Below are 19,769 nucleotides of genomic sequence, written 5' to 3'. Positions count from 1 at the left end.
CCCAGGGCGGTGAAGATATCAAAGACCCGTTTTCCGGTAAATCGCAATGCGGCTCCGCTTAAGTGAACAGCATTGCGCCATGCGGGGTCTTTTGTTTCCTGCCATCCACCGGATTTTCAAACTATCCGGTTTTTTTCTGCTAAATAAAAACGATTGAAAACAATTCTCAAACGAGAAAGTTGACCCCGCTAGCAAAACACAATTTTCATCCCGTTGATTAATAATTAATCCTTTGAAATGACATGTAAATCAGTACGAAAGTGGCATACTACGTAACATCATTGTTAAGTCACATGATTAATTTGGTTAGGGAAAAACCTATATGTTTGCTGATATTGCCGTCCAGCACTGGGCTTTTACTGTCTATGTCATTGGCGCCATCTGTATCTGCTTGACCATGATAGGCCTGGCGGCCTTGCTGGGGGGACGCGCCTATGGCCGTGCCAAGAACAAACCCTTCGAATCCGGGGTGGATTCCGTCGGTAACGCCCGCCTGCGCTTCTCCGCCAAGTTCTACCTGGTCGCCATGTTCTTCGTCATCTTCGATGTCGAAGCCCTCTATCTCTTTGCCTGGTCCGTCTCCGTTCGGGAGAGCGGCTGGGTCGGCTTCATCGAAGCCACCATCTTCATCACCCTGCTGCTGGTAGGCCTCATCTACCTGTGGCGCATTGGTGCCCTCGACTGGGCCCCGAAAAAGCGTGTCCTGACTGACAAGAAACCAGACTGAACTACCGATTATCTCTTTGAGGTTGCACCATGAAGTACACCCTGACCCGGATTGACCCGGATGCGCCCGTCGAGCGCTACCCCCAGGAACAGCGCCAGACCGTCGATGATCCACTGGCGCAGCAAGCGACCCGCGGCATCATGATCGGGCGTCTCGAAGAGGTGCTGCAAGACACCGTCAACTGGGGCCGCAAGAACTCCCTCTGGCCCTACAACTTCGGCATCTCCTGCTGCTATGTGGAGATGTGTACCGCCTTCACCTCCCCCCACGACGTGGCCCGTTTCGGTGCCGAAGTCATTCGCGCCTCGCCCCGTCAGGCGGACTTCATGGTGATTGCCGGTACCCCCTTCATCAAGATGGCCCCCGTCATCCAGCGACTCTATGAGCAGTTGCTCGAACCCAAGTGGGTCATCTCCATGGGTGCCTGCGCCAACTCGGGCGGCATGTATGACATCTACTCGGTCGTTCAGGGTGTCGACAAGTTCCTGCCGGTCGACGTCTACATCCCGGGCTGCCCGCCCCGTCCCGAGGCCTTCCTGCAGGCCCTGATGCTGTTGCAGGAGTCCATCGGCAAGGAGCGCCGTCCCCTCTCCTGGGTGGTCGGCGATCAGGGGATCTACCGTCCCCAGATGCAGGCCGAGAAGGATCGCAAGCGCGGCGAGCGCATCCAAGTCACCAACCTGCGCACGCCGGATGAGATCTGACCATGAAACTGACTCGAGAATTCCCAAGCAACTACACCATGGCCCAGTGGCAGACCTCAGATCATGGCGATGCCCAGGTGGTCGGCGAGCTGTTCGCCCACTTCGGGGCCGAACGCTTCACCGTGCAGAGCACCCGCACCGGCGTGCCGGTCATCTGGCTCTCCCGCGAGCTGCTGCTGGACGTGATGGGCTTCCTGAAAAAGCTGCCCTCCCCCTTCGTGATGCTGTTTGACTTGAGCGCCACCGACGAGCGAATGCGCAGCCATCGCCACGGCCTGCCGGACAGCGACTTCACCGTCTTCTATCACCTCATCTCCATCGACCGCAACGCCGACGTCATGCTGAAGGTGCCGCTCAAGGAGGGCGATCTGAACCTGCCCACCGTCACGCGCCACTTCCCCAACGCCAACTGGTACGAGCGGGAGGTCTGGGATCTGATGGGCATCACCTTCGAGGGTCACCCCCATCTCACCCGCATCATGATGCCCAAGAGCTGGCAGGGCCACCCGCTGCGCAAGGACTATCCGGCACGGGCCACCGAGTTTGATCCCTTCATGCTCGATGCGGTCAAGCAGGATCAGGAACAGGACAACCTGCTGTTCAAGCCCGAAGAGTGGGGCATGGCTCGGGGCAACGAGAACGAGGACTACATGTTCCTGAACCTCGGCCCGAACCACCCCTCCGCCCACGGCGCCTTCCGCCTGGTGCTGCAGCTCGACGGCGAGGAGATCCGAGACTGCGTGCCCGACATCGGCTACCACCACCGCGGCGCCGAGAAGATGGGCGAGCGCCAGTCCTGGCACAGCTACATCCCCTACACCGACCGGGTCGAGTACCTGGGGGGCGTGATGAACAACCTGCCCTATGTGCTGGCGGTCGAGAAGCTGGCAGGCATCAAGGTGCCGGCCCGGGTCGACATGATCCGGGTCATGATGGCGGAGCTGTTCCGCATCCAGAGCCACTTGCTGTTCCTCGGTACCTACATCCAGGACGTGGGGGCCATGACCCCGGTCTTCTTCACCTTCACCGACCGGCAGAAGATCTACACCATCATCGAGGCCATCACAGGCGCGCGCATGCACCCGGCCTGGTTCCGCATCGGCGGCGTGGCCCACGATCTGCCGGTGGGCTGGGCCCGCCTCATCCAGGACAACCTGCTGAGCTGGCTGCCCAAGCGGCTGATGGAGTATGAGAAGGCGGCCATGCGCAACAGCATACTGCGCGGCCGTACCATAGGCGTCGCCGCCTACAACACGGCGCAGGCGCTGGCCTGGGGCACCACGGGAGGCGGTCTGCGCGCCACCGGCCTCAACTTCGACGTGCGCAAATGGCGCCCCTACTCCGGCTACGATCAGTTCGAGTTCGAGGTGCCGGTGGGCGCCAACGGGGATGCCTACGACCGCGCCACCGTGCGCATCGAGGAGATCCGCCAGAGCCTGCGCATCATAGAGCAGTGCATGAAGAACATGCCGGAAGGGCCGTTCAAGGCGGATCACCCGCTCACCACGCCACCGCCCAAGGAGCGCACCCTGCAGGACATCGAGACCCTGATCACCCACTTCCTGCAAGTGTCGTGGGGCCCGGTGATGCCGGCCGCCGAGTCCTTCCAGATGATAGAGGCGACCAAGGGGATAAACAGCTATTACCTGACCAGCGACGGCTCCACCATGAGCTACCGGACCCGGATCCGCACCCCGAGCTTCGCCCACCTGCAGCAGATCCCCTCGGTGATCCGCGGCCAGATGGTGTCGGATCTCATCGTCTACCTGGGCAGTATCGATTTCGTTATGTCAGATGTGGATCGTTGAGTCCTCTCGCCCCGACCGACGGGGCGAAGGGCAAGACGCGCAGTAAAGGGAAAAGCCACAAAAGGTCAAGTCATGAGCCAATGTCAGTGTCACAATAACCAGACCCCACAAGGGCAAGGGGCATGCAGCAGCAAACAGGGCGATTTCGTCCTGAGCCAGGCTGAACGCGATGCCATCGAACACGAGAAACACCACTACGAAGATCCCCGTGCCGCCAGCATCGAAGCGCTCAAGATAGTGCAACAGGCCCGCGGCTGGGTGCCCGACGGCGCCATCCACGCCATCGGTGCCGAACTCGGCATCCCCGCCAGCGACGTGGAAGGGGTCGCCACCTTCTACAGCCAGATCTTCCGCCAGCCGGTGGGTCGCCACATCATCCGCGTCTGCGACAGCATGGTCTGCTACATCAACGGCCACGAGCAGCTGCTAGCCGGTCTGAAAGAGGTCGTCAATCTGGCCCCCGGTCAGACCTCCCCGGACGGCCGTTTCACCCTGCTGCCCGTCTGCTGTCTCGGCAACTGCGACAAGGGGCCGGCCATCATGATCGATGACGACACCTACGGCGGGCTCGACGCCGTCAGCCTGCTCAAGACCCTGGAGGCCTACCCATGAGCCTCTCCCGCAGATCAGATACAAGCGGCCAGTTCAAGACCCTGGAGGGCAATCTATGTCCATGATCATCCAGCCAGGCAAGACACTCGCCTCCCTCGGCACCGCCAACCGCATCCCCCGCGCCGCCGAGACTCACCCGCTCACCTGGCGGTTGCGGGACGACGGCCAGCCGGTCTGGCTCGAGGAGTACCAGGCCAAACAGGGCTACGAGGCCGCCCGCAAGGCGCTGGGCCAGATGAGCCCGGACGACATCGTCAGCACCGTCAAGGACGCCGGCCTCAAGGGGCGCGGCGGTGCCGGCTTCTCCACCGGGGTGAAGTGGGGGCTGATGCCCAAGGACGAGAGCATGAACATCCGTTACCTGCTCTGCAACGCCGACGAGATGGAGCCGAACACCTACAAGGATCGGCTGCTGATGGAGCAGCTGCCCCACCTGCTGATCGAAGGGATGATCATCTCGGCCAAGGCCCTCAAGGCCTACCGCGGCTACATCTTCCTGCGCGGCGAGTACGTGGATGCCGCCATTCACCTGCGCCGCGCCGTGGAAGAGGCCAAGGCCGCCGGGCTCCTCGGCAAGAACATCCTGGGCTCGGGCTTTGACTTCGAGCTGTTCGTCCACACCGGCGCCGGTCGCTACATCTGCGGCGAAGAGACGGCCCTCATCAACTCCCTGGAAGGACGGCGCGCCAACCCGCGAGCCAAACCCCCCTTCCCCGCCGTCTCCGGCGCCTGGGGCAAGCCCACCTGCGTCAACAACGTCGAAACCTTGTGCAACGTCCCCGCCATCATCGGCAACGGTGTGGCCTGGTATCAGGGGCTGGCACTGCCGGGTTCGGAAGATCACGGCACCAAGCTGATGGGCTTCTCCGGCAAGGTCAACAATCCCGGCCTGTGGGAGCTGCCCTTTGGCATCACCGCCCGCGAGCTGTTCGAGGAGTACGCAGGCGGCATGAAGCCCGGCTATCGCCTGAAAACCTGGCAACCGGGCGGAGCCGGCACCGGCTTCCTGCTGCCCGAGCACCTGGATGCCCAGATGTACGCTGGCGGCATCGGCAAGGTGGGCACCCGCATGGGTACGGGCCTTGCCATGGCGGTGGATGACAGCATCAACATGGTCTCCCTGCTGCGCAACATGGAGGAGTTCTTTGCCCGCGAATCCTGCGGCTGGTGCACCCCCTGCCGCGACGGCCTGCCCTGGAGCGTCAAGATCCTGCGGGCGCTGGAGCGGGGCGAGGGCCAACCCGAGGATCTCGCGACCCTGGAACAGCTCGTCAGTTTCCTGGGCCCGGGCAAGACCTTCTGTGCCCATGCCCCCGGCGCCGTCGAGCCCCTTGGCAGTGCGATGAAGTATTTCCGCTCCGAATTCGAGGCCGGGGTCAAGGCCCCCCATGACAATCACAAGCTGTTCAAGGGTATCCAGCCCAACCTGCTGGGCGAGCGCTGGTAAGCGACAGGACGCATCGGGCAATAGCCGATTTCATAAAACAGGTTTCAGGGAAGTTGTATGGCAACCATTCATGTAGACGGTAAAGAGTACGAGGTAGACGGGGCAGACAACCTGCTGCAAGCCTGTCTGTCGCTGGGTCTGGACGTCCCCTATTTTTGCTGGCACCCGGCGCTCGGTAGCGTCGGTGCCTGCCGCCAGTGCGCGGTCAAACAGTATCAGAATGCCGACGACAAGCGCGGCCGCCTGGTCATGTCCTGCATGACACCTTCCACCGATGGCACCTATATCTCCATCGAGGATGAAGAGGCGAAGGAGTTTCGCAAGACAGTGGTGGAGTGGCAGATGACCAACCACCCCCACGACTGCCCGGTGTGCGAAGAGGGTGGCGCCTGCCACCTGCAGGACATGACGGTAATGACGGGCCACAACAGCCGCCGCTACCGTTTCACCAAGCGCACCCACCAGAATCAGGATCTGGGTCCCTTCATCAACCACGAGATGAACCGCTGCATCGCCTGCTACCGCTGCGTGCGCTATTACAAGGATTACGCCGGTGGCGAGGATCTCGGGGTCTATGGCGCCCACGACAACGTCTACTTCGGCCGGGTCGAAGATGGCACTCTGGAGAGCGAATTCTCCGGCAACCTGGTGGAGGTCTGTCCCACCGGCGTCTTCACCGACAAGACCCACTCCGAGCGTTACAACCGCAAGTGGGACATGCAGTTCGCCCCCAGCATCTGCCAGGGGTGCTCGGTCGGCTGCAACATCAGCCCGGGTGAGCGCTACGGCGAGCTGCGCCGTATCGAGAACCGTTTCCACGGTGCCCTGAACCACTATTTCCTCTGCGATCGCGGCCGCTTTGGCTACGGTCACGTCAATCTGACCGACCGCCCGCGCCAGCCCTTGCTGCAGGATGGCAGTGACAAGCTGGCCATCACGGTGGATGGTGCCCTGAACCGGGCGGCGGATGCGCTGCGCACCGCCAGCGGCGTCATCGGCATCGGCTCACCCCGCGCCTCCTTGGAGAGCAACTTCGCCCTGCGCGAACTGGTGGGGGCCGCCAACTTCTACTCCGGGGTCGAGCGGAGCGAATGGGAATGCCTGCAGAAGATGCTGGACATTCTGGAGCACGGCGGCGTGCGCACTCCCAGCCTGCGCGACATGGAAGAGGCCGACGCCGTGCTGGTGCTCGGGGAAGATGTCACCCAGACCGCCGCCCGCATCGCCCTGGCCCTGCGCCAGGCGGTGAAAGGCAAGGGGCGCGAAATTGCCCGCAAGCTGAAGGTGGATCTCTGGCAGGTCGCCGCCGTGCAGACCCTGGCCCAGAACCAGCGCTACCCCTTGCTCATCACCAGTCTGGATGCCACCCGCCTGGATGACGTGGCGAGCAGCACCCTGCACGCCCCCCACGCGGATCAGGCGCGCCTCGGGTTTGCCATCGCCCACCTGCTGGACGCCAGTGCACCTGCACCAACGGATCTCTCCCCCGAACAGCAGGCCCTCGCCGCCCAATGGGCCGACCTGCTTGGCAACGCCAAAAAGCCCCTCATCATCGCAGGCAATGGTGCCCGCAGCCAGGCGCTGATCGAAGCGGCCAGCAACATCGCCCGCGCCCTCAAGGGCCGTGGCCAGGCCGCGGAGCTTGCCCTGGTGGCTCAGGAAGCCAACAGCCTGGGGCTGGCCATGCTGGCCCGGCATGCCGCCCCGCTGGAGGCAGCCCTCGAGCGCATGGAAGGGGAAGAGAGACTTGCCTTGGTCGTTCTTGAGAACGACCTCTACCGCCGAGCCCCCCGCAGCCGGGTGGACGCCGCTCTGGATCGCCTGCAACACCTGCTGGTCATCGACCATCAGGAGACGGCCACCGCGAAGAAGGCGGATTTGGTGCTACCTGCCGCCAGTTTTGCCGAAGGCGATGGCACCCTAGTGAACATGGAAGGCCGCGCCCAGCGCTTCTTCCAGGTCTATGCTCCCGCCTTCTACAACGCCGATATCCAGGTGCGCGAGAGCTGGCGCTGGCTGGATGCCCTGCAAAGGAGCCAGCAACCGCGTTCGGTTCGCTGGAACACCTTCGACGATGTGAGTCGCGATTGCGCCGCCAGCGCCCCGCTGCTCACCACCATGGGTGAAGCTGCACCCAACGCCGGCCTGCGCATTCGCGGCATGAAGCTCGCCCGGGAGCCGCACCGCTACAGTGGTCGAACCTCCATGCTGGCAAACCAGAACGTGAGCGAGCCCAGAGTCGCCCAGGATCCCGATTCACCGTTCGCCTTCTCCATGGAAGGCTACGCCGGTGCCCGCCAGCCCCTCTCCCAGGTACCGTTTGCCTGGGCGCCGGGCTGGAACTCCCCCTCCGCCTGGAACAAGTTCCAGGACGAGGTGGGTGGCAACCTGCGTGCCGGGGATCCCGGTCGCCGCCTGCTGGAGCCGGGCGAAGGCAACCTGGGCTGGTTTGGTGCCATTCCGGCTCCCTTCCAGCCCGCCGCATCCCTGCAGGTGGTGAGCTATGACCAGCTGTTCGGTGGCGAGGAGCTCTCCGCCAGAAGCCCGGTCATCCAGGCTCGCATGGGGGAACCCACCCTGGTACTGAACCCGGCGGATGCCGCGCGCCTGGCACTGTCCCCTGACGCGCTGGTGGCCGTCTCCTGGGGTGGCAACCACTGGCGCCTGCGTCTGCGCCTGAGCGATGCACTGGCTCCGGGCCTGGCAGGGTTGCCACTCGGGGTGAACGGCCTGCCGACCGCCCTGCACCACGCCCTGATCGATAACCTGCAGGAGGTCATCGCATGAGCGACTCTCTGATGGATCTGCTGATCGAGGTCGGCAAGGCACTGGTCGTGCTCGTGGGGATCGTGGGGGCCGGCGCCTTCATGAGCTTCATCGAGCGCCGCCTGCTGGCACTGTGGCAAGACCGTTACGGCCCCAACCGGGTTGGCCCCTTCGGCCTGCTGCAACTGGCGGCCGACATGGTCAAGATGTTCTTCAAGGAGGACTGGATCCCGCCCTTTGCGGATCGCCGGATCTTCGTGCTGGCCCCCATCATCGCCTTCACCGCCTTCATCCTGGCGTTTGCGGTGGTGCCCATCACCCCCACCTGGGGCGTGGCGGATCTCAACGTGGGGCTGCTCTATATCCTGGCGATCGCCGGGCTGGCGGTCTATGCCGTGCTGTTCGCCGGCTGGTCGAGCAACAACAAATACTCCCTGCTCGGCAGCCTGCGCGCCTCGGCCCAGACCCTCTCCTACGAGGTGTTCCTTGGCCTCTCGCTCATGGGCATCGTCATCCAGACCGGCAGCTTCAACCTGCGTGACATCGTCGAGGCCCAGGCCGGCATGTGGAACGTGATCCCCCAGATCCTGGGCTTCGTCACCTTCCTGTTTGCCGGGGTCGCCGTCACCCACCGCCACCCGTTTGACCAGCCGGAGGCCGAGCAGGAGCTCGCCGACGGTTATCACATCGAGTACGCGGGCATGAAGTGGGGTCTCTTCTTCGTGGGGGAGTACATCGGCATCGTGCTGATCTCTTCACTCATCGTGACCCTCTTCTTCGGTGGCTGGCACGGCCCCTGGCTGCCGCCCTTCATCTGGTTCGCCCTGAAGACAGCCTGTTTCATGGTGTTCTTCATCCTGCTGCGGGCCTCCCTGCCCCGCCCGCGCTTCGACCAGGTGATGTCCTTTGGCTGGAAAGTGTGCCTGCCCCTGACCCTGCTCAACATGCTGGTCACCGCTGCCGTGGTGCTGATGAATGCGTGAGCAAAACGAGATGGACATGACGATGATTCGGCCGTCTGCGGCAAGGAAACGCCCAGGCGCCAGTGCTGATAAATGTGCAGTGAGGCACCTATGAAAATTACGAGCATTATCAAGGGTGTTGGCACCCAGTTGCGCAGTCTTGGGATGGTCTTCTCCCATGCCTGGCGCCCCCGTGAAACCCTGAGCTACCCGGAGCAGTCGGTCTACGCCGCCCCCCGCTTTCGCGGTCGCATCGTACTGACCCGGGATCCTGACGGCGACGAACGCTGCGTGGCGTGCAACCTGTGTGCTGTTGCCTGCCCGGTCGGTTGCATCTCCTTGCAGAAGTCGGAGCGGGAAGATGGCCGCTGGTACCCGGAGTTCTTTCGCATCAACTTCTCCCGTTGCATCTTCTGCGGCCTGTGCGAGGAGGCCTGCCCCACCACCGCCATCCAGCTGACGCCGGATTTCGAGATGGGGGAGTATCGTCGCCAGGATCTGGTGTACGAGAAGGAAGATCTGCTGATAAGCGGCCCCGGCAAATACCCGGACTACAACTTCTACCGCATGAGCGGGATGGCCATCGACGGCAAACCCAAAGGGGATGCCGAGAACGAAGCCAAGCCCATCGATGTCAAGAGCCTGCTGCCCTAGGAGTCAATCATGGAACTGGCATTCTATGTCGCGGCCCTGGTCGCCGTTTACAGCACGCTGCGGGTGATCAGCACCAGCAACCCCATGCATGCGCTGCTCAATCTCATCATCTCCCTCATCGCCGTGGCCATGATCTTCTTCTGCCTGGGCGCCGCCTTTGCGGGGGCCCTGCAGGTGATCGTCTACGCCGGCGCCATCATGGTGCTGTTCGTGTTCGTGGTGATGATGCTGAACCTGGGGAGCGCCCAGGATCAGGAGAAGAAGTGGCTCACCCCCATGACCTGGGGTGGCCCGGCCCTGCTCTCCCTCATTTTGCTGGGCTTTCTGGCCCACGGCATTCTCGGCGTGACCGGCGGTGAACTGGGTCTGACCGAGGTCAGCGCCAAGGAAGTCGGTATCGCCCTGTTCGGCCCCTATGTGCTGGCGGTGGAGCTCGCCTCCATCTTGCTGCTGGCAGGTCTGGTCACCGCCTATCACCTGGGCCGCGAGGACAAGAGCGGGGAAGTGCTCTCCGTACCTCGCACCACACAGGAAGGAGGTCAGCAATGAGCGACATCCCCGTGGTGAGGCATGGCCTGCTGCCGGCAGCCCGCCCCCTTTCCATCCAGCAAGCACAAGGAGCATGGCGATGAGTGGAATTCCCATGGAGCACGGCCTCCTGCTGGCGGCCATTTTGTTTGCCATCGGCCTGTGCGGCCTGCTGATACGCCGCAACCTGTTGTTTATCCTCATGAGTATCGAAATCATGATGAACGCGTCCGCCCTGGCATTCGTGGTGGCGGGTAGCCGCTGGGCCCAGGCCGACGGCCAGATCATGTACATACTGGTGATTTCTCTGGCGGCAGCGGAGGCCAGTATCGGCCTCGCCCTGTTACTGCTGCTCTATCGTCGTTACCACACCCTGAACGTGGACACTGTGAGCGAGATGCGCGGATGAGCCTCCTATATCTGACTTTCCTGTTCCCGCTGCTGGGATGGCTGCTGCTGGCCTTCTCCCTCGGCCGCCTCGGCGAGCGCACCTCGGCGCTCATCGGTGTCGGCAGCATCGGTCTCTCGGCCCTCACTACCCTGTGGGTCGGCATCGATTTTCTCAATACCATGCCGGAAGGCGGCGTCTATACCCAGACCCTGTGGCAGTGGATGACGGTGGGCGAGTTCCAGCCTGCCTTCCGTCTCTCCCTGGACGGGCTGTCGCTGACCATGCTGGGGGTCGTGACCGGGGTGGGCTTCTTCATCCACCTGTTCGCCTCCTGGTACATGCGCGGGGAAGAGGGGTATTCGCGCTTCTTCACCTACACCAACCTCTTCATCGCCAGCATGCTGTTCCTGGTGCTGGCCGATGACCTGCTGTTCGTCTACCTGGGCTGGGAAGGGGTGGGGCTGTGCAGCTACCTGCTGATCGGCTTCTACTACAAGGATCGCAACAACGGCGCCGCCGCCCTCAAGGCGTTCGTGGTGACCCGGGTCGGCGACGTCTTCCTTGCCATCGGGCTCTTCGTGCTCTACCGCGAGCTCGGCACCCTCAACATTCACGAGCTGCTGGTGCGAGCCCCTGCGATGTTTGCCGACGGCTCCCCTGCCCTGTCGTTCGCCTGCCTCATGCTGCTCGGCGGCGCGGTCGGCAAATCCGCCCAGCTGCCCCTGCAGACCTGGCTGGCGGACGCCATGGCGGGCCCGACCCCGGTCTCGGCACTGATCCACGCCGCCACCATGGTGACCGCCGGTGTCTACCTCATCGCCCGCACCCACGGCCTCTTCCTGCTGGCCCCGGAGATCCTCCATCTGGTGGCGCTGGTCGGTGCCATCACCCTGGTGCTGGCCGGTTTTGCCGCCCTGGTGCAGACCGACATCAAGCGGATCCTGGCCTACTCCACCATGAGCCAGATTGGCTACATGTTCCTGGCCCTGGGGGTCGGTGCCTGGGAAGGGGCCATCTTCCACCTGATGACCCACGCCTTCTTCAAGGCGCTGCTGTTCCTCTCCGCCGGGGCCGCCATCGTTGCGACCCACCACGAGCAGAACATCTTCAAGATGGGGGGGCTGCGCAAATCGCTGCCGCTGGTCTACGCCTGCTTCCTGGTGGGGGGCTCGGCCCTGGCCGCGCTGCCGCTGGTGACCGCCGGTTTCTACAGTAAGGACGCCATCCTCTGGCAGGTGCAGGCCAGTGGCCAGAGCGCCCTGCTGTGGGCCGGTCTGGGTGGTGCCTTCCTCACCTCCCTCTACACCTTCCGCCTCATCTTCATCGCCTTCCACGGCAAGGCGCAGACCCAGGCTCACGCCGGACAGGGCCTTGCCCACCATCTGCCACTGCTGGTGCTGCTGGTGCTCTCTACCGGGGTGGGTGCATTGATAGTGCCGCCGCTCGCCGGAGTACTGCCGGCAGGCCCCGGTGATCACATCGAAGAGGGACGCCATGGCCTCGAGATCCTCTCAGGCGTCATCGCCGTGGCAGGCATTGCGCTGGCCGCCTTCCTCTTCCTCGGCGAACGTCGCCTGGCGAAGGGGATCGCACAGAGTGCACCTGGGCGGGCTCTGTCCACCCTCTGGTTCAATGCCTGGGGCTTTGACTGGCTTTATGACCTGATTTGGGTCAAGCCCTACCTGCTGGCGACTCGCCTGCTCGGCAAGGATCCGCTGGACAGGATGATGAACCTGCCCGCCGTGCTGGCCCAGGGGGGGCATCAGCTGCTGGCCTGGACCGTCTCCGGCAAGTTGCGCTGGTACGCAGCCTCCATGGGGATGGGCGCCGCCCTGATCCTGGCCCTGCTGCTGCTCGGCTGATCCATGAGCCCAATATTGTGTGGCAGGCTCAGCGCCTGCCCGACTAGAACCTAGATGAGAGCTGATATCGTGACCTTACTCTGGATCTTGCTAATTCCCTTCATCGGCGGCTTGCTCTGCTGGCAGATGGAGCGGCTCGGCGGACAATTCGTTCGCTGGGTGGCCCTCGCCTCCATGAGCGCCTGTCTGGTGCTCTCCAGCGCCATCTGGCTCGGTGGTGACTTCACCCTCGCCAACCCCGGCCTCCCCGTCTGGGCAGCCGAGTGGCAACAACCCTGGATCCCCCGCTTCGGCATCTCCCTGCACCTCGCCGTGGACGGGCTGTCGCTCCTGATGGTGATCCTCACCAGCTTCATCGGCGTGCTGGCCATCCTCTGTTCCTGGAAGGAGATCGTCCAGCGCATCGGCTTCTTCCACCTGAACCTGCTGTGGATCCTGGGGGGCGTGCTCGGCGTCTTCATGGCGGTGGATCTGTTCCTCTTCTTCTTCTTCTGGGAGATGATGCTGGTGCCGATGTACTTCCTGATTGCGCTCTGGGGCCACTCGGTCACCGATGGCAAGTCGCGCATCAACGCCGCCACCAAGTTCTTCATCTACACCCAGGCGAGCGGCCTCATCATGCTGGTGGCCATCCTGGGCCTGGTACTGACCCACCACGCCGCCACCGGTGTCTTCACTTTCAACTATCAGGAGCTGCTCAACACCCCCATGAGCAGCACGGTACAGTGGCTGCTGATGCTGGGCTTCTTCATCGCCTTCGCGGTCAAGATGCCCCTGGTGCCGCTCCATGGCTGGCTCCCTGATGCCCACAGCCAGGCGCCCACCGCAGGCTCCGTGGACTTGGCGGGCATCTTGCTGAAAACCGCGGCCTACGGCCTGCTGCGCTTCACTCTGCCGCTTTTCCCCGAGGCGTCCGCCGAGTTTGCCCCCTACGCCATGGTGCTCGGCCTCATCGGCATCGTCTATGGCGCCCTGCTGGCCTTTGCCCAGACCGATATCAAGCGGCTGGTTGCCTACACCAGCATCTCCCACATGGGCTTCGTGATGATCGCCATTTACTCCGGCAGCGAGCTCGCCCTGCAAGGGGCAGTGGTACAGATGATTGCCCACGGGCTCTCGGCCGCCGGTCTCTTCATCCTGTGCGGCCAGCTCTACGAGCGCCTGCACACCCGGGATCTGCGCCAGATGGGCGGTCTCTGGGGACGGTTGCGCTACCTGCCCGGCGTGATGCTGTTCTTCTCCGTTGCATCCCTCGGGATGCCGGGGACCGGAAACTTCGTCGGCGAGTTCCTGATCCTCATCGGCAGCTTCCAGGTGGCCCCCGTCATCACCGTCATCGCCACCTTCGGGCTGGTGCTGGCCTCGGTCTACTCCCTCATCATGCTGCAACGGGCCTGCTTCGGGACGCCCCGGGAGGAGAGCATGCTCAAGGGGCTGGATACCCGGGAACTGACCATGATGCTGACCATCGCCGGCCTCTTGGTGCTGCTCGGTCTCTATCCCCAGCCGGTGCTCGACACCGCCAGCAGCAGCCTCCTGAGCGTGCTGCACTGGTACGCGCTGCCGGGCACGGGGGCGCTGCAATGATGCTTTCTCTTTCGCCTTCCTTGTCCATGTCGGGAGCACTGTCATGACGTTTACTGTTTCTCAACTGCTGGCCCTGCTGCCCCTGTTGCTGACCACGGGGGCCATGGTGGCCCTGATGCTGGCCATCGCCTGGAAGCGCTGTGACGACACCGCCTTCGTGGTCACCATCATCGGCCTCAACCTCGCGCTCTTCTCCCTGCCCATCGTGATGGCCCAAGGGGATCAGGGGGTCACTCCCCTGCTGCAAGTGGACGCTTACGCGGTCTTCTACATGGGGCTGGTGCTCATCGGGGCCCTGGCCACCTGCACCTTCGGTCGCACCTGGCTCAAGGGCTATCCGGACAACCGGGAAGAGTTCTACCTGCTGCTGCTCATCGCCACCGCCGGTGGTCTGGTGCTGGCGGCCTCCCGTCACCTCGCCTCGCTCTTTATCGGGATCGAGATGCTGACCCTGCCCATGTTCGGTCTGGTGGGGTATGCCTATCGCGAGCGACACTCGCTGGAAGCCAGCATCAAGTACATGGTGCTCTCCGCCAGTGCCACCGCCTTCCTGCTGTTCGGCATGGCACTGCTCTACGCCCAGGCCGGAAGCCTGAGCTTCAGCGATCTCGGTGTGACCCTGGCCCAGAGCCCGGCTCACCATCCGCTGCTGATGGGGGGCTTTGGCCTGATGCTGGTCGGCTTTGCGTTCAAGCTGTCCCTCGCCCCCTTCCACCTCTGGACCCCGGACGTCTATGAAGGGGCGCCGGCACCGGTGGCCACCTTCCTCGCCACCGTGAGCAAGATAGCGGTGTTCTGCGTGCTGCTGCGCTTCTACCTGGCGGTACCCGCCACCTCGGATCCCATGATCCACTGGCTGCTGGCGGCCATGGCGGTCGTCTCCATCGTGGTCGGCAACCTCCTGGCGCTGATCCAGACCAACATCAAGCGGATGATGGGTTACTCCTCCATCTCCCACTTCGGCTATCTGCTGGCAGTGGTGGTGGCAAGCCGCCTCGGCGAGATGCCGGTGGAAGCGGCGGGTGTCTACCTGCTGATGTACCTGTTCACCAGCCTGGGGGCCTTCGGCGTCATCAGCATGATGTCCAGCCCCTATCGCGGCAAGGATGCGGACTCCCTGCACAGTTATCGCGGTCTGTTTTGGAAGCGCCCCTATCTGACGGCGGTGATGACGGTGATGATGCTCTCCCTCGCGGGTATCCCCATGACGCTGGGGTTCATCGGCAAGTTCTACCTCATCGGCGTCACCGTCGATGCCAAGCTGTGGTGGCTCAGTGGCGCCATCGTGCTCGGCAGTGCCCTGGGGCTCTACTACTACCTGCGGGTCATGGTCACCCTCTACCTGCGTGAACCCGGCATGCAACTGCGCGATGCCAGGGCCGACTGGGCCTTCTCCTCCGGGGGCCTGGTGGTGCTGCTCTCCGCCATTCTGGTGGTATTGCTCGGCATCTACCCCCAGCCCGTCATCAGCCTGGTGCAGGGCTTCCAACACGTGGTGCTGCGCTAGCCTCAGGTTCAGCTCACACAGCAAAACCGGCCTCCGTGGCCGGTTTTTTTATGTCCGCCAAGGCCCGCTCCGGCTTGCCCATCTGGCTGGCGATACCAGATCGGTCCCTCAATCCATCCCATATCCTCCAGCAAGCGGCTGGCGGAGCAGCGAGCTGAAGACGGCCTCGCCCCCATCGTGCTCGTCTCCTCCTGCCCTCCCCATTCTCAGACCCATGCCCATAAAAAAACCGGCCACAAGGGCCGGTTTTTGGTTTCTTGCTGACGCTTAGCCCAGACGGACTCTCGCGTTTCTGAACATGCGCATCCAGGCGCCATCCTCTCCCCAGTCGTCCGGGTGCCAGGAATTGGCCACGGTGCGGAACACCCGCTCCGGGTGCGGCATCATGATGGTGGCGCGGCCGTCCGCACTGGTCACCGCGGTGATACCGTCAGGGGAGCCGTTGGGGTTGGCCGGGTATTGCACAGTGACGTTGCCGCGGTTGTCCACGAAACGCAGCCCCACCAGACCGCTCTGTTGCAGCGCAGCCAGGTGAGCGGCATCGCGCACTTCCACGCGCCCTTCCCCGTGGGAGACGGCAATCGGCATCACGGAACCCGCCATCCCGGCGAAGAAGGCGGACGGGGAGTCCTGCACTTCCACCAGGCTGAAGCGCGCCTCGAAGCGCTCGGAGCGGTTGCGCACGAAGCGCGGCCAGAGATCGGCCCCCGGGATGAGGTCACGCAGGTTGGACATCATCTGGCAGCCGTTGCACACCCCCAGGGAGAGGGTATCGCCGCGCTCGAAGAAGCGCTGGAACTGCTCACGGGCGTTGTCGTTGAACAGGATGGACTTGGCCCAGCCTTCACCCGCCCCCAGCACGTCGCCGTAGGAGAAGCCGCCACAGGCCACCAGGGTCTGGAAATCTTCCAGCTTGATGCGCCCCTCGAGGATGTCGCTCATGTGCACGTCGACAGCGGTAAAGCCGGCGCGGTCAAAGGCGGCCGCCATCTCCACGTGGGAGTTGACCCCCTGCTCGCGCAGCACCGCCAGACGGGGAGAAACCCCGCGAGCGATATAGGGCGCGGCCACGTCGTCGGACGGGTTGTAGGTGAGCCTGGCCTGCAGACCCGGATCGGTGGCGTCCTGGCGGGCGGCATGCTCCTGATCGGCGCACTCCGGGTTGTCACGCAGGCGCTGCATCTGCCAGCTGGTCTCGCCCCAGATGGTGCGAAGGGCGGTGCGACTGGCGCGATAAACCTCGCTGCCAGCACGCTGGAACAGGATGAGGTCGTCTTCGCGCACCGTGCCCAGCACATGGGAGCAGGCTGCCAGACCGTGACCGGCCAGCAGGGTCAGCACCGCTTCCTTGTCTTCGCGACGAACCTGGATGACGGCACCCAGCTCCTCGTTGAACAGGGCCGGCAGCAGGTCGCCACCCACGCGATCGAGCTGGATGTCGAGGCCGCAGTGACCGGCAAACGCCATCTCGGTCAGGGTGACGAAGAGGCCGCCGTCGGAGCGGTCGTGGTAGGCAATCAGCTTGCGATCCGCCACCAGCGCCTGGATGGCGTTGAAGAAGCCCTTGAGCTGGACCGGGTTGTCCAGATCCGGGGCACTTTGCCCAAGCTGGCGATAAACCTGGGCCAGGGCCGAGGCGCCGAGGCGCTGCTTGCCGTTGCCAAGGTCGATGAGGATAAGGTCGGTCTCACCGAGATCGGTGCGCAGTTGCGGGGTCACGGTATTGCGCACGTCCTCGACCCGGGCAAAGGCGGAGATGAGCAGGGAGAGCGGCGAGGTGACGCTGCGCTCTTCCCCGTCCTGCTGCCAGCGGGTCTTCATGGACATAGAGTCCTTGCCCACCGGGATGGTGATGCCAAGGGCCGGGCAGAGCTCTTCGCCCACCGCTTTCACGGCTTCGTAGAGACCCGCATCTTCCCCCGGGTGGCCGGCTGCGGACATCCAGTTGGCGGAGAGCTTGACCCGCTTGAGGGAGCCGATATTGGCTGGTGCCAGGTTGGTCAAGGCCTCGGCCACCGCCATGCGGGCGGAGGCGGCATGAGAGAGCAGCGCCACCGGGGTGCGCTCGCCCATGGACATGGCTTCACCGTGGTAGCTGTCGTAGGTCGCGGCGGTGACGGCGCAGTCAGCCACCGGGATCTGCCAGGGGCCGACCATCTGGTCGCGGTTGACGAGGCCCGTTACGGTGCGATCGCCGATGGTGATGAGGAAGGACTTCTCCGCCACGGTCGGCAAGCGCAGCACGCGCTCGGCGGCGTCGCTGAGGGTGATGCCGTCCAGTTGCAGCGCCTTGCCCTGGGCGGGCAGGCTCAGCACGTCGCGGTGCATCTTGGGCGCCTTGCCAAGCAGCACGTCCAGCGGCAGATCGATGGGCTGGTTGTCAAAGTGATCATCAGAGAGAGTGAGATGCTTCTCTTCGGTGGCGGTGCCGATGACGGCATAGGGCGCGCGTTCGCGCTCGCACAAGGCCTTGAACAGAGGCAGCTTGTCCTGGGCCACGGCCAGCACATAGCGCTCCTGGGATTCGTTGCACCAGACTTCCAGCGGGCTCATGCCCGGCTCGTCGTTCGGAATGGCACGCAAGTCGAAGCGACCACCGCGATCCCCGTCGCTCACCAGCTCCGGCATGGCGTTGGAGAGACCACCGGCGCCCACGTCGTGGATGAAGACGATGGGGTTGTCGTCACCCAGTTGCCAGCAGCGGTCGATCACTTCCTGGCAGCGACGTTCCATCTCGGGGTTGTCACGCTGCACGGAGGCGAAATCGAGATCTTCGGCAGACTGGCCGGAAGCCATGGAGGAGGCTGCGCCGCCACCCAGGCCGATGTTCATGGCCGGACCACCCAGCACGATGAGGGCAGCCCCCACCGGGATCTCCCCTTTCTGGACGTGCTCGCTGCGGATGTTGCCAATGCCACCCGCCAGCATGATGGGCTTGTGGTAGCCGCGCACCTCGACGCCGTTGTGGCTCGGCACCTGCTCTTCGAAGGTACGGAAGTAACCCAGGATGGCAGGGCGACCGAATTCGTTGTTGAAGGCGGCGCCGCCAAGGGGCCCTTCCTGCATGATGTCAAAGGCGCTGACGATGCGGCTCGGCTTGCCGAAGTCCTGCTCCCAGGGCTGCTCGAAGCCGGGAATGCGCAGGTTGGAGACGGAGAAGCCCACCAGGCCCGCCTTGGGCTTGGCGCCACGCCCTGTCGCACCCTCGTCGCGGATTTCGCCGCCGGAGCCGGTGGCGGCACCCGGGAAGGGAGAGATGGCGGTCGGGTGGTTGTGGGTTTCCACCTTCATCAGGATGTCGACACGCTCCTGGTGATACTGGTACTCACCGTTGGCGGGGCTCGGGAAGAAGCGGCCACCCTGGCTGCCTTCCATCACCGCGGCGTTGTCTTTGTAGGCAGACAGGACATGATCCGGCGTCTGCTCGAAGGTATTCTTGATCATCTTGAACAGCGACTTGGGCTGCTGCTCGCCGTCTATGGTCCAGTCGGCGTTGAAGATCTTGTGGCGGCAGTGCTCGGAGTTCGCCTGGGCAAACATGTAGAGCTCGATGTCGTTGGGATTGCGACCCAGCCGGGTGAAGTTGGTCACCAGATAATCTATTTCGTCATCGGCCAGGGCCAGACCCAGGGTCACGTTGGCCTCTTCCAGGGCGGCGCGACCACCACCCAGCACATCTACCTGGGTAAAGGGGCGCGGCTCGTGGTGAGCAAACAGGGCGGCAGCCTCGTTCATCTCGGCAAAGACCACTTCCATCATGCGATCGTGCAGCAGGGCCGCGATCTCGCTACGCTGGGCCACGCTCAGCTCACCCTTGGCCTGCACGTAATAGGCAATGCCGCGCTCCAGCCGTTTGACCTGTTTCAGGCCGCAGTTGTGGGCGATGTCGGTTGCTTTGGAAGACCAGGGGGAGATAGTGCCGGGGCGGGGGGTAACGAGGAACAGCTGACCGCTGGGGGTGTGTTCCGGGATGGTCGGGCCGTAGCGCAGAAGCTGGCCCAAGGTCGCTCGCTCGGGGGGCGACAGCGGGCTCGTCAGCTCGGCAAAATGCACGTATTCCGCATAGACGCTTGCTATCTCTACTCCTCTCTGTGCGCAGCTCTGCAGCAGCTTGTGGACACGAAACTCAGACAGTGCTGGGGCACCACGCAAGATTTCCATATACCTTTCTCACCAAGTTTTAGAGTGTGGGGGGATTTGAGACGCGCGTATTA

The 19,769-nt window shown here is 63.7% G+C and carries 14 protein-coding genes; 13 read left to right on the top strand and 1 reads right to left on the bottom strand.

The features are described 5' to 3' along the window. Positions 1-322 precede the first annotated feature (322 nt). From PG887_RS15305 to nuoN, 13 genes are all read left to right on the top strand, one after another. The gene (locus PG887_RS15305; RefSeq protein ID WP_104453027.1) at positions 323-727 is read left to right on the top strand and encodes an NADH-quinone oxidoreductase subunit A; all 405 of its coding nucleotides are present in this window, start codon (positions 323-325) and stop codon (positions 725-727) included. Positions 728-756: 29 nt separating this feature from the next. Continuing rightward, on the top strand, positions 757-1,431 hold the full coding sequence (locus PG887_RS15300) for a NuoB/complex I 20 kDa subunit family protein (RefSeq protein WP_270822151.1): 675 nt from the start codon (positions 757-759) through the stop codon (positions 1,429-1,431). A gap of 2 nt (positions 1,432-1,433) precedes the next feature. Then, on the top strand, positions 1,434-3,239 hold the full coding sequence (gene nuoC / locus PG887_RS15295) for an NADH-quinone oxidoreductase subunit C/D (protein ID WP_042076566.1): 1,806 nt from the start codon (positions 1,434-1,436) through the stop codon (positions 3,237-3,239). A 72-nt stretch (positions 3,240-3,311) separates the two neighbouring features. Then, positions 3,312-3,851 carry an NADH-quinone oxidoreductase subunit NuoE gene (gene nuoE, locus PG887_RS15290; RefSeq protein ID WP_084202673.1) on the top strand — a complete coding sequence of 180 codons (540 nt, stop codon included), beginning with the start codon at positions 3,312-3,314 and terminating at the stop codon, positions 3,849-3,851. Positions 3,852-3,912: 61 nt separating this feature from the next. Continuing rightward, a complete protein-coding gene (gene nuoF / locus PG887_RS15285) occupies positions 3,913-5,298 on the top strand; it encodes an NADH-quinone oxidoreductase subunit NuoF (RefSeq protein ID WP_270822155.1) in 1,386 nt (461 codons plus the stop codon). Between the two features lie 57 nt (positions 5,299-5,355). Then, on the top strand, positions 5,356-8,085 hold the full coding sequence (gene nuoG, locus PG887_RS15280; protein WP_270822148.1) for an NADH-quinone oxidoreductase subunit NuoG: 2,730 nt from the start codon (positions 5,356-5,358) through the stop codon (positions 8,083-8,085). Next, positions 8,082-9,047 (top strand): NADH-quinone oxidoreductase subunit NuoH, encoded by a 966-nt coding sequence (gene nuoH / locus PG887_RS15275; protein WP_010675033.1) that lies wholly within the window; start codon positions 8,082-8,084, stop codon positions 9,045-9,047. Before nuoG ends, nuoH begins: the two co-directional genes overlap by 4 nt. 90 nt (positions 9,048-9,137) lie before the next feature. Then, positions 9,138-9,680 (top strand): NADH-quinone oxidoreductase subunit NuoI, encoded by a 543-nt coding sequence (nuoI, locus tag PG887_RS15270; protein WP_270822147.1) that lies wholly within the window; start codon positions 9,138-9,140, stop codon positions 9,678-9,680. A 9-nt stretch (positions 9,681-9,689) separates the two neighbouring features. Further along, entirely contained in the window at positions 9,690-10,229 is a 540-nt protein-coding gene (gene nuoJ, locus PG887_RS15265; RefSeq protein ID WP_069651388.1) for an NADH-quinone oxidoreductase subunit J, read from the top strand. Between the two features lie 79 nt (positions 10,230-10,308). Beyond that, positions 10,309-10,617: an NADH-quinone oxidoreductase subunit NuoK gene (nuoK, locus tag PG887_RS15260; RefSeq protein WP_010675036.1), complete on the top strand. Its 309-nt coding sequence runs from the start codon at positions 10,309-10,311 to the stop codon at positions 10,615-10,617. Beyond that, the gene (gene nuoL, locus PG887_RS15255) at positions 10,614-12,461 is read left to right on the top strand and encodes an NADH-quinone oxidoreductase subunit L (RefSeq protein WP_223938480.1); all 1,848 of its coding nucleotides are present in this window, start codon (positions 10,614-10,616) and stop codon (positions 12,459-12,461) included. Before nuoK ends, nuoL begins: the two co-directional genes overlap by 4 nt. A gap of 69 nt (positions 12,462-12,530) precedes the next feature. After that, positions 12,531-14,048, top strand: coding sequence for an NADH-quinone oxidoreductase subunit M (nuoM, locus tag PG887_RS15250; RefSeq protein ID WP_010675038.1), 1,518 nt, complete (start codon positions 12,531-12,533; stop codon positions 14,046-14,048). 43 nt (positions 14,049-14,091) lie between these two features. Then, complete coding sequence (nuoN, locus tag PG887_RS15245) at positions 14,092-15,555, top strand: NADH-quinone oxidoreductase subunit NuoN (RefSeq protein ID WP_113977582.1); 1,464 nt, start codon at positions 14,092-14,094, stop codon at positions 15,553-15,555. A gap of 267 nt (positions 15,556-15,822) precedes the next feature. On the opposite strand, the gene purL is transcribed toward nuoN, so the two are convergent. Next, positions 15,823-19,716, bottom strand: coding sequence for a phosphoribosylformylglycinamidine synthase (purL, locus tag PG887_RS15240; protein WP_270822141.1), 3,894 nt, complete (start codon positions 19,714-19,716; stop codon positions 15,823-15,825). Between the last annotated feature and the right edge of the window lie 53 nt (positions 19,717-19,769).

It is taken from the genome of Aeromonas sp. QDB14 (genome assembly GCF_027707845.1).
GTDB classification, from domain to species: Bacteria; Pseudomonadota; Gammaproteobacteria; order Enterobacterales; family Aeromonadaceae; genus Aeromonas; species Aeromonas caviae.
The sequence above is the reverse complement of the archived record's forward strand: the minus strand, read 5'-3'. Positions and strand labels throughout refer to the sequence as shown.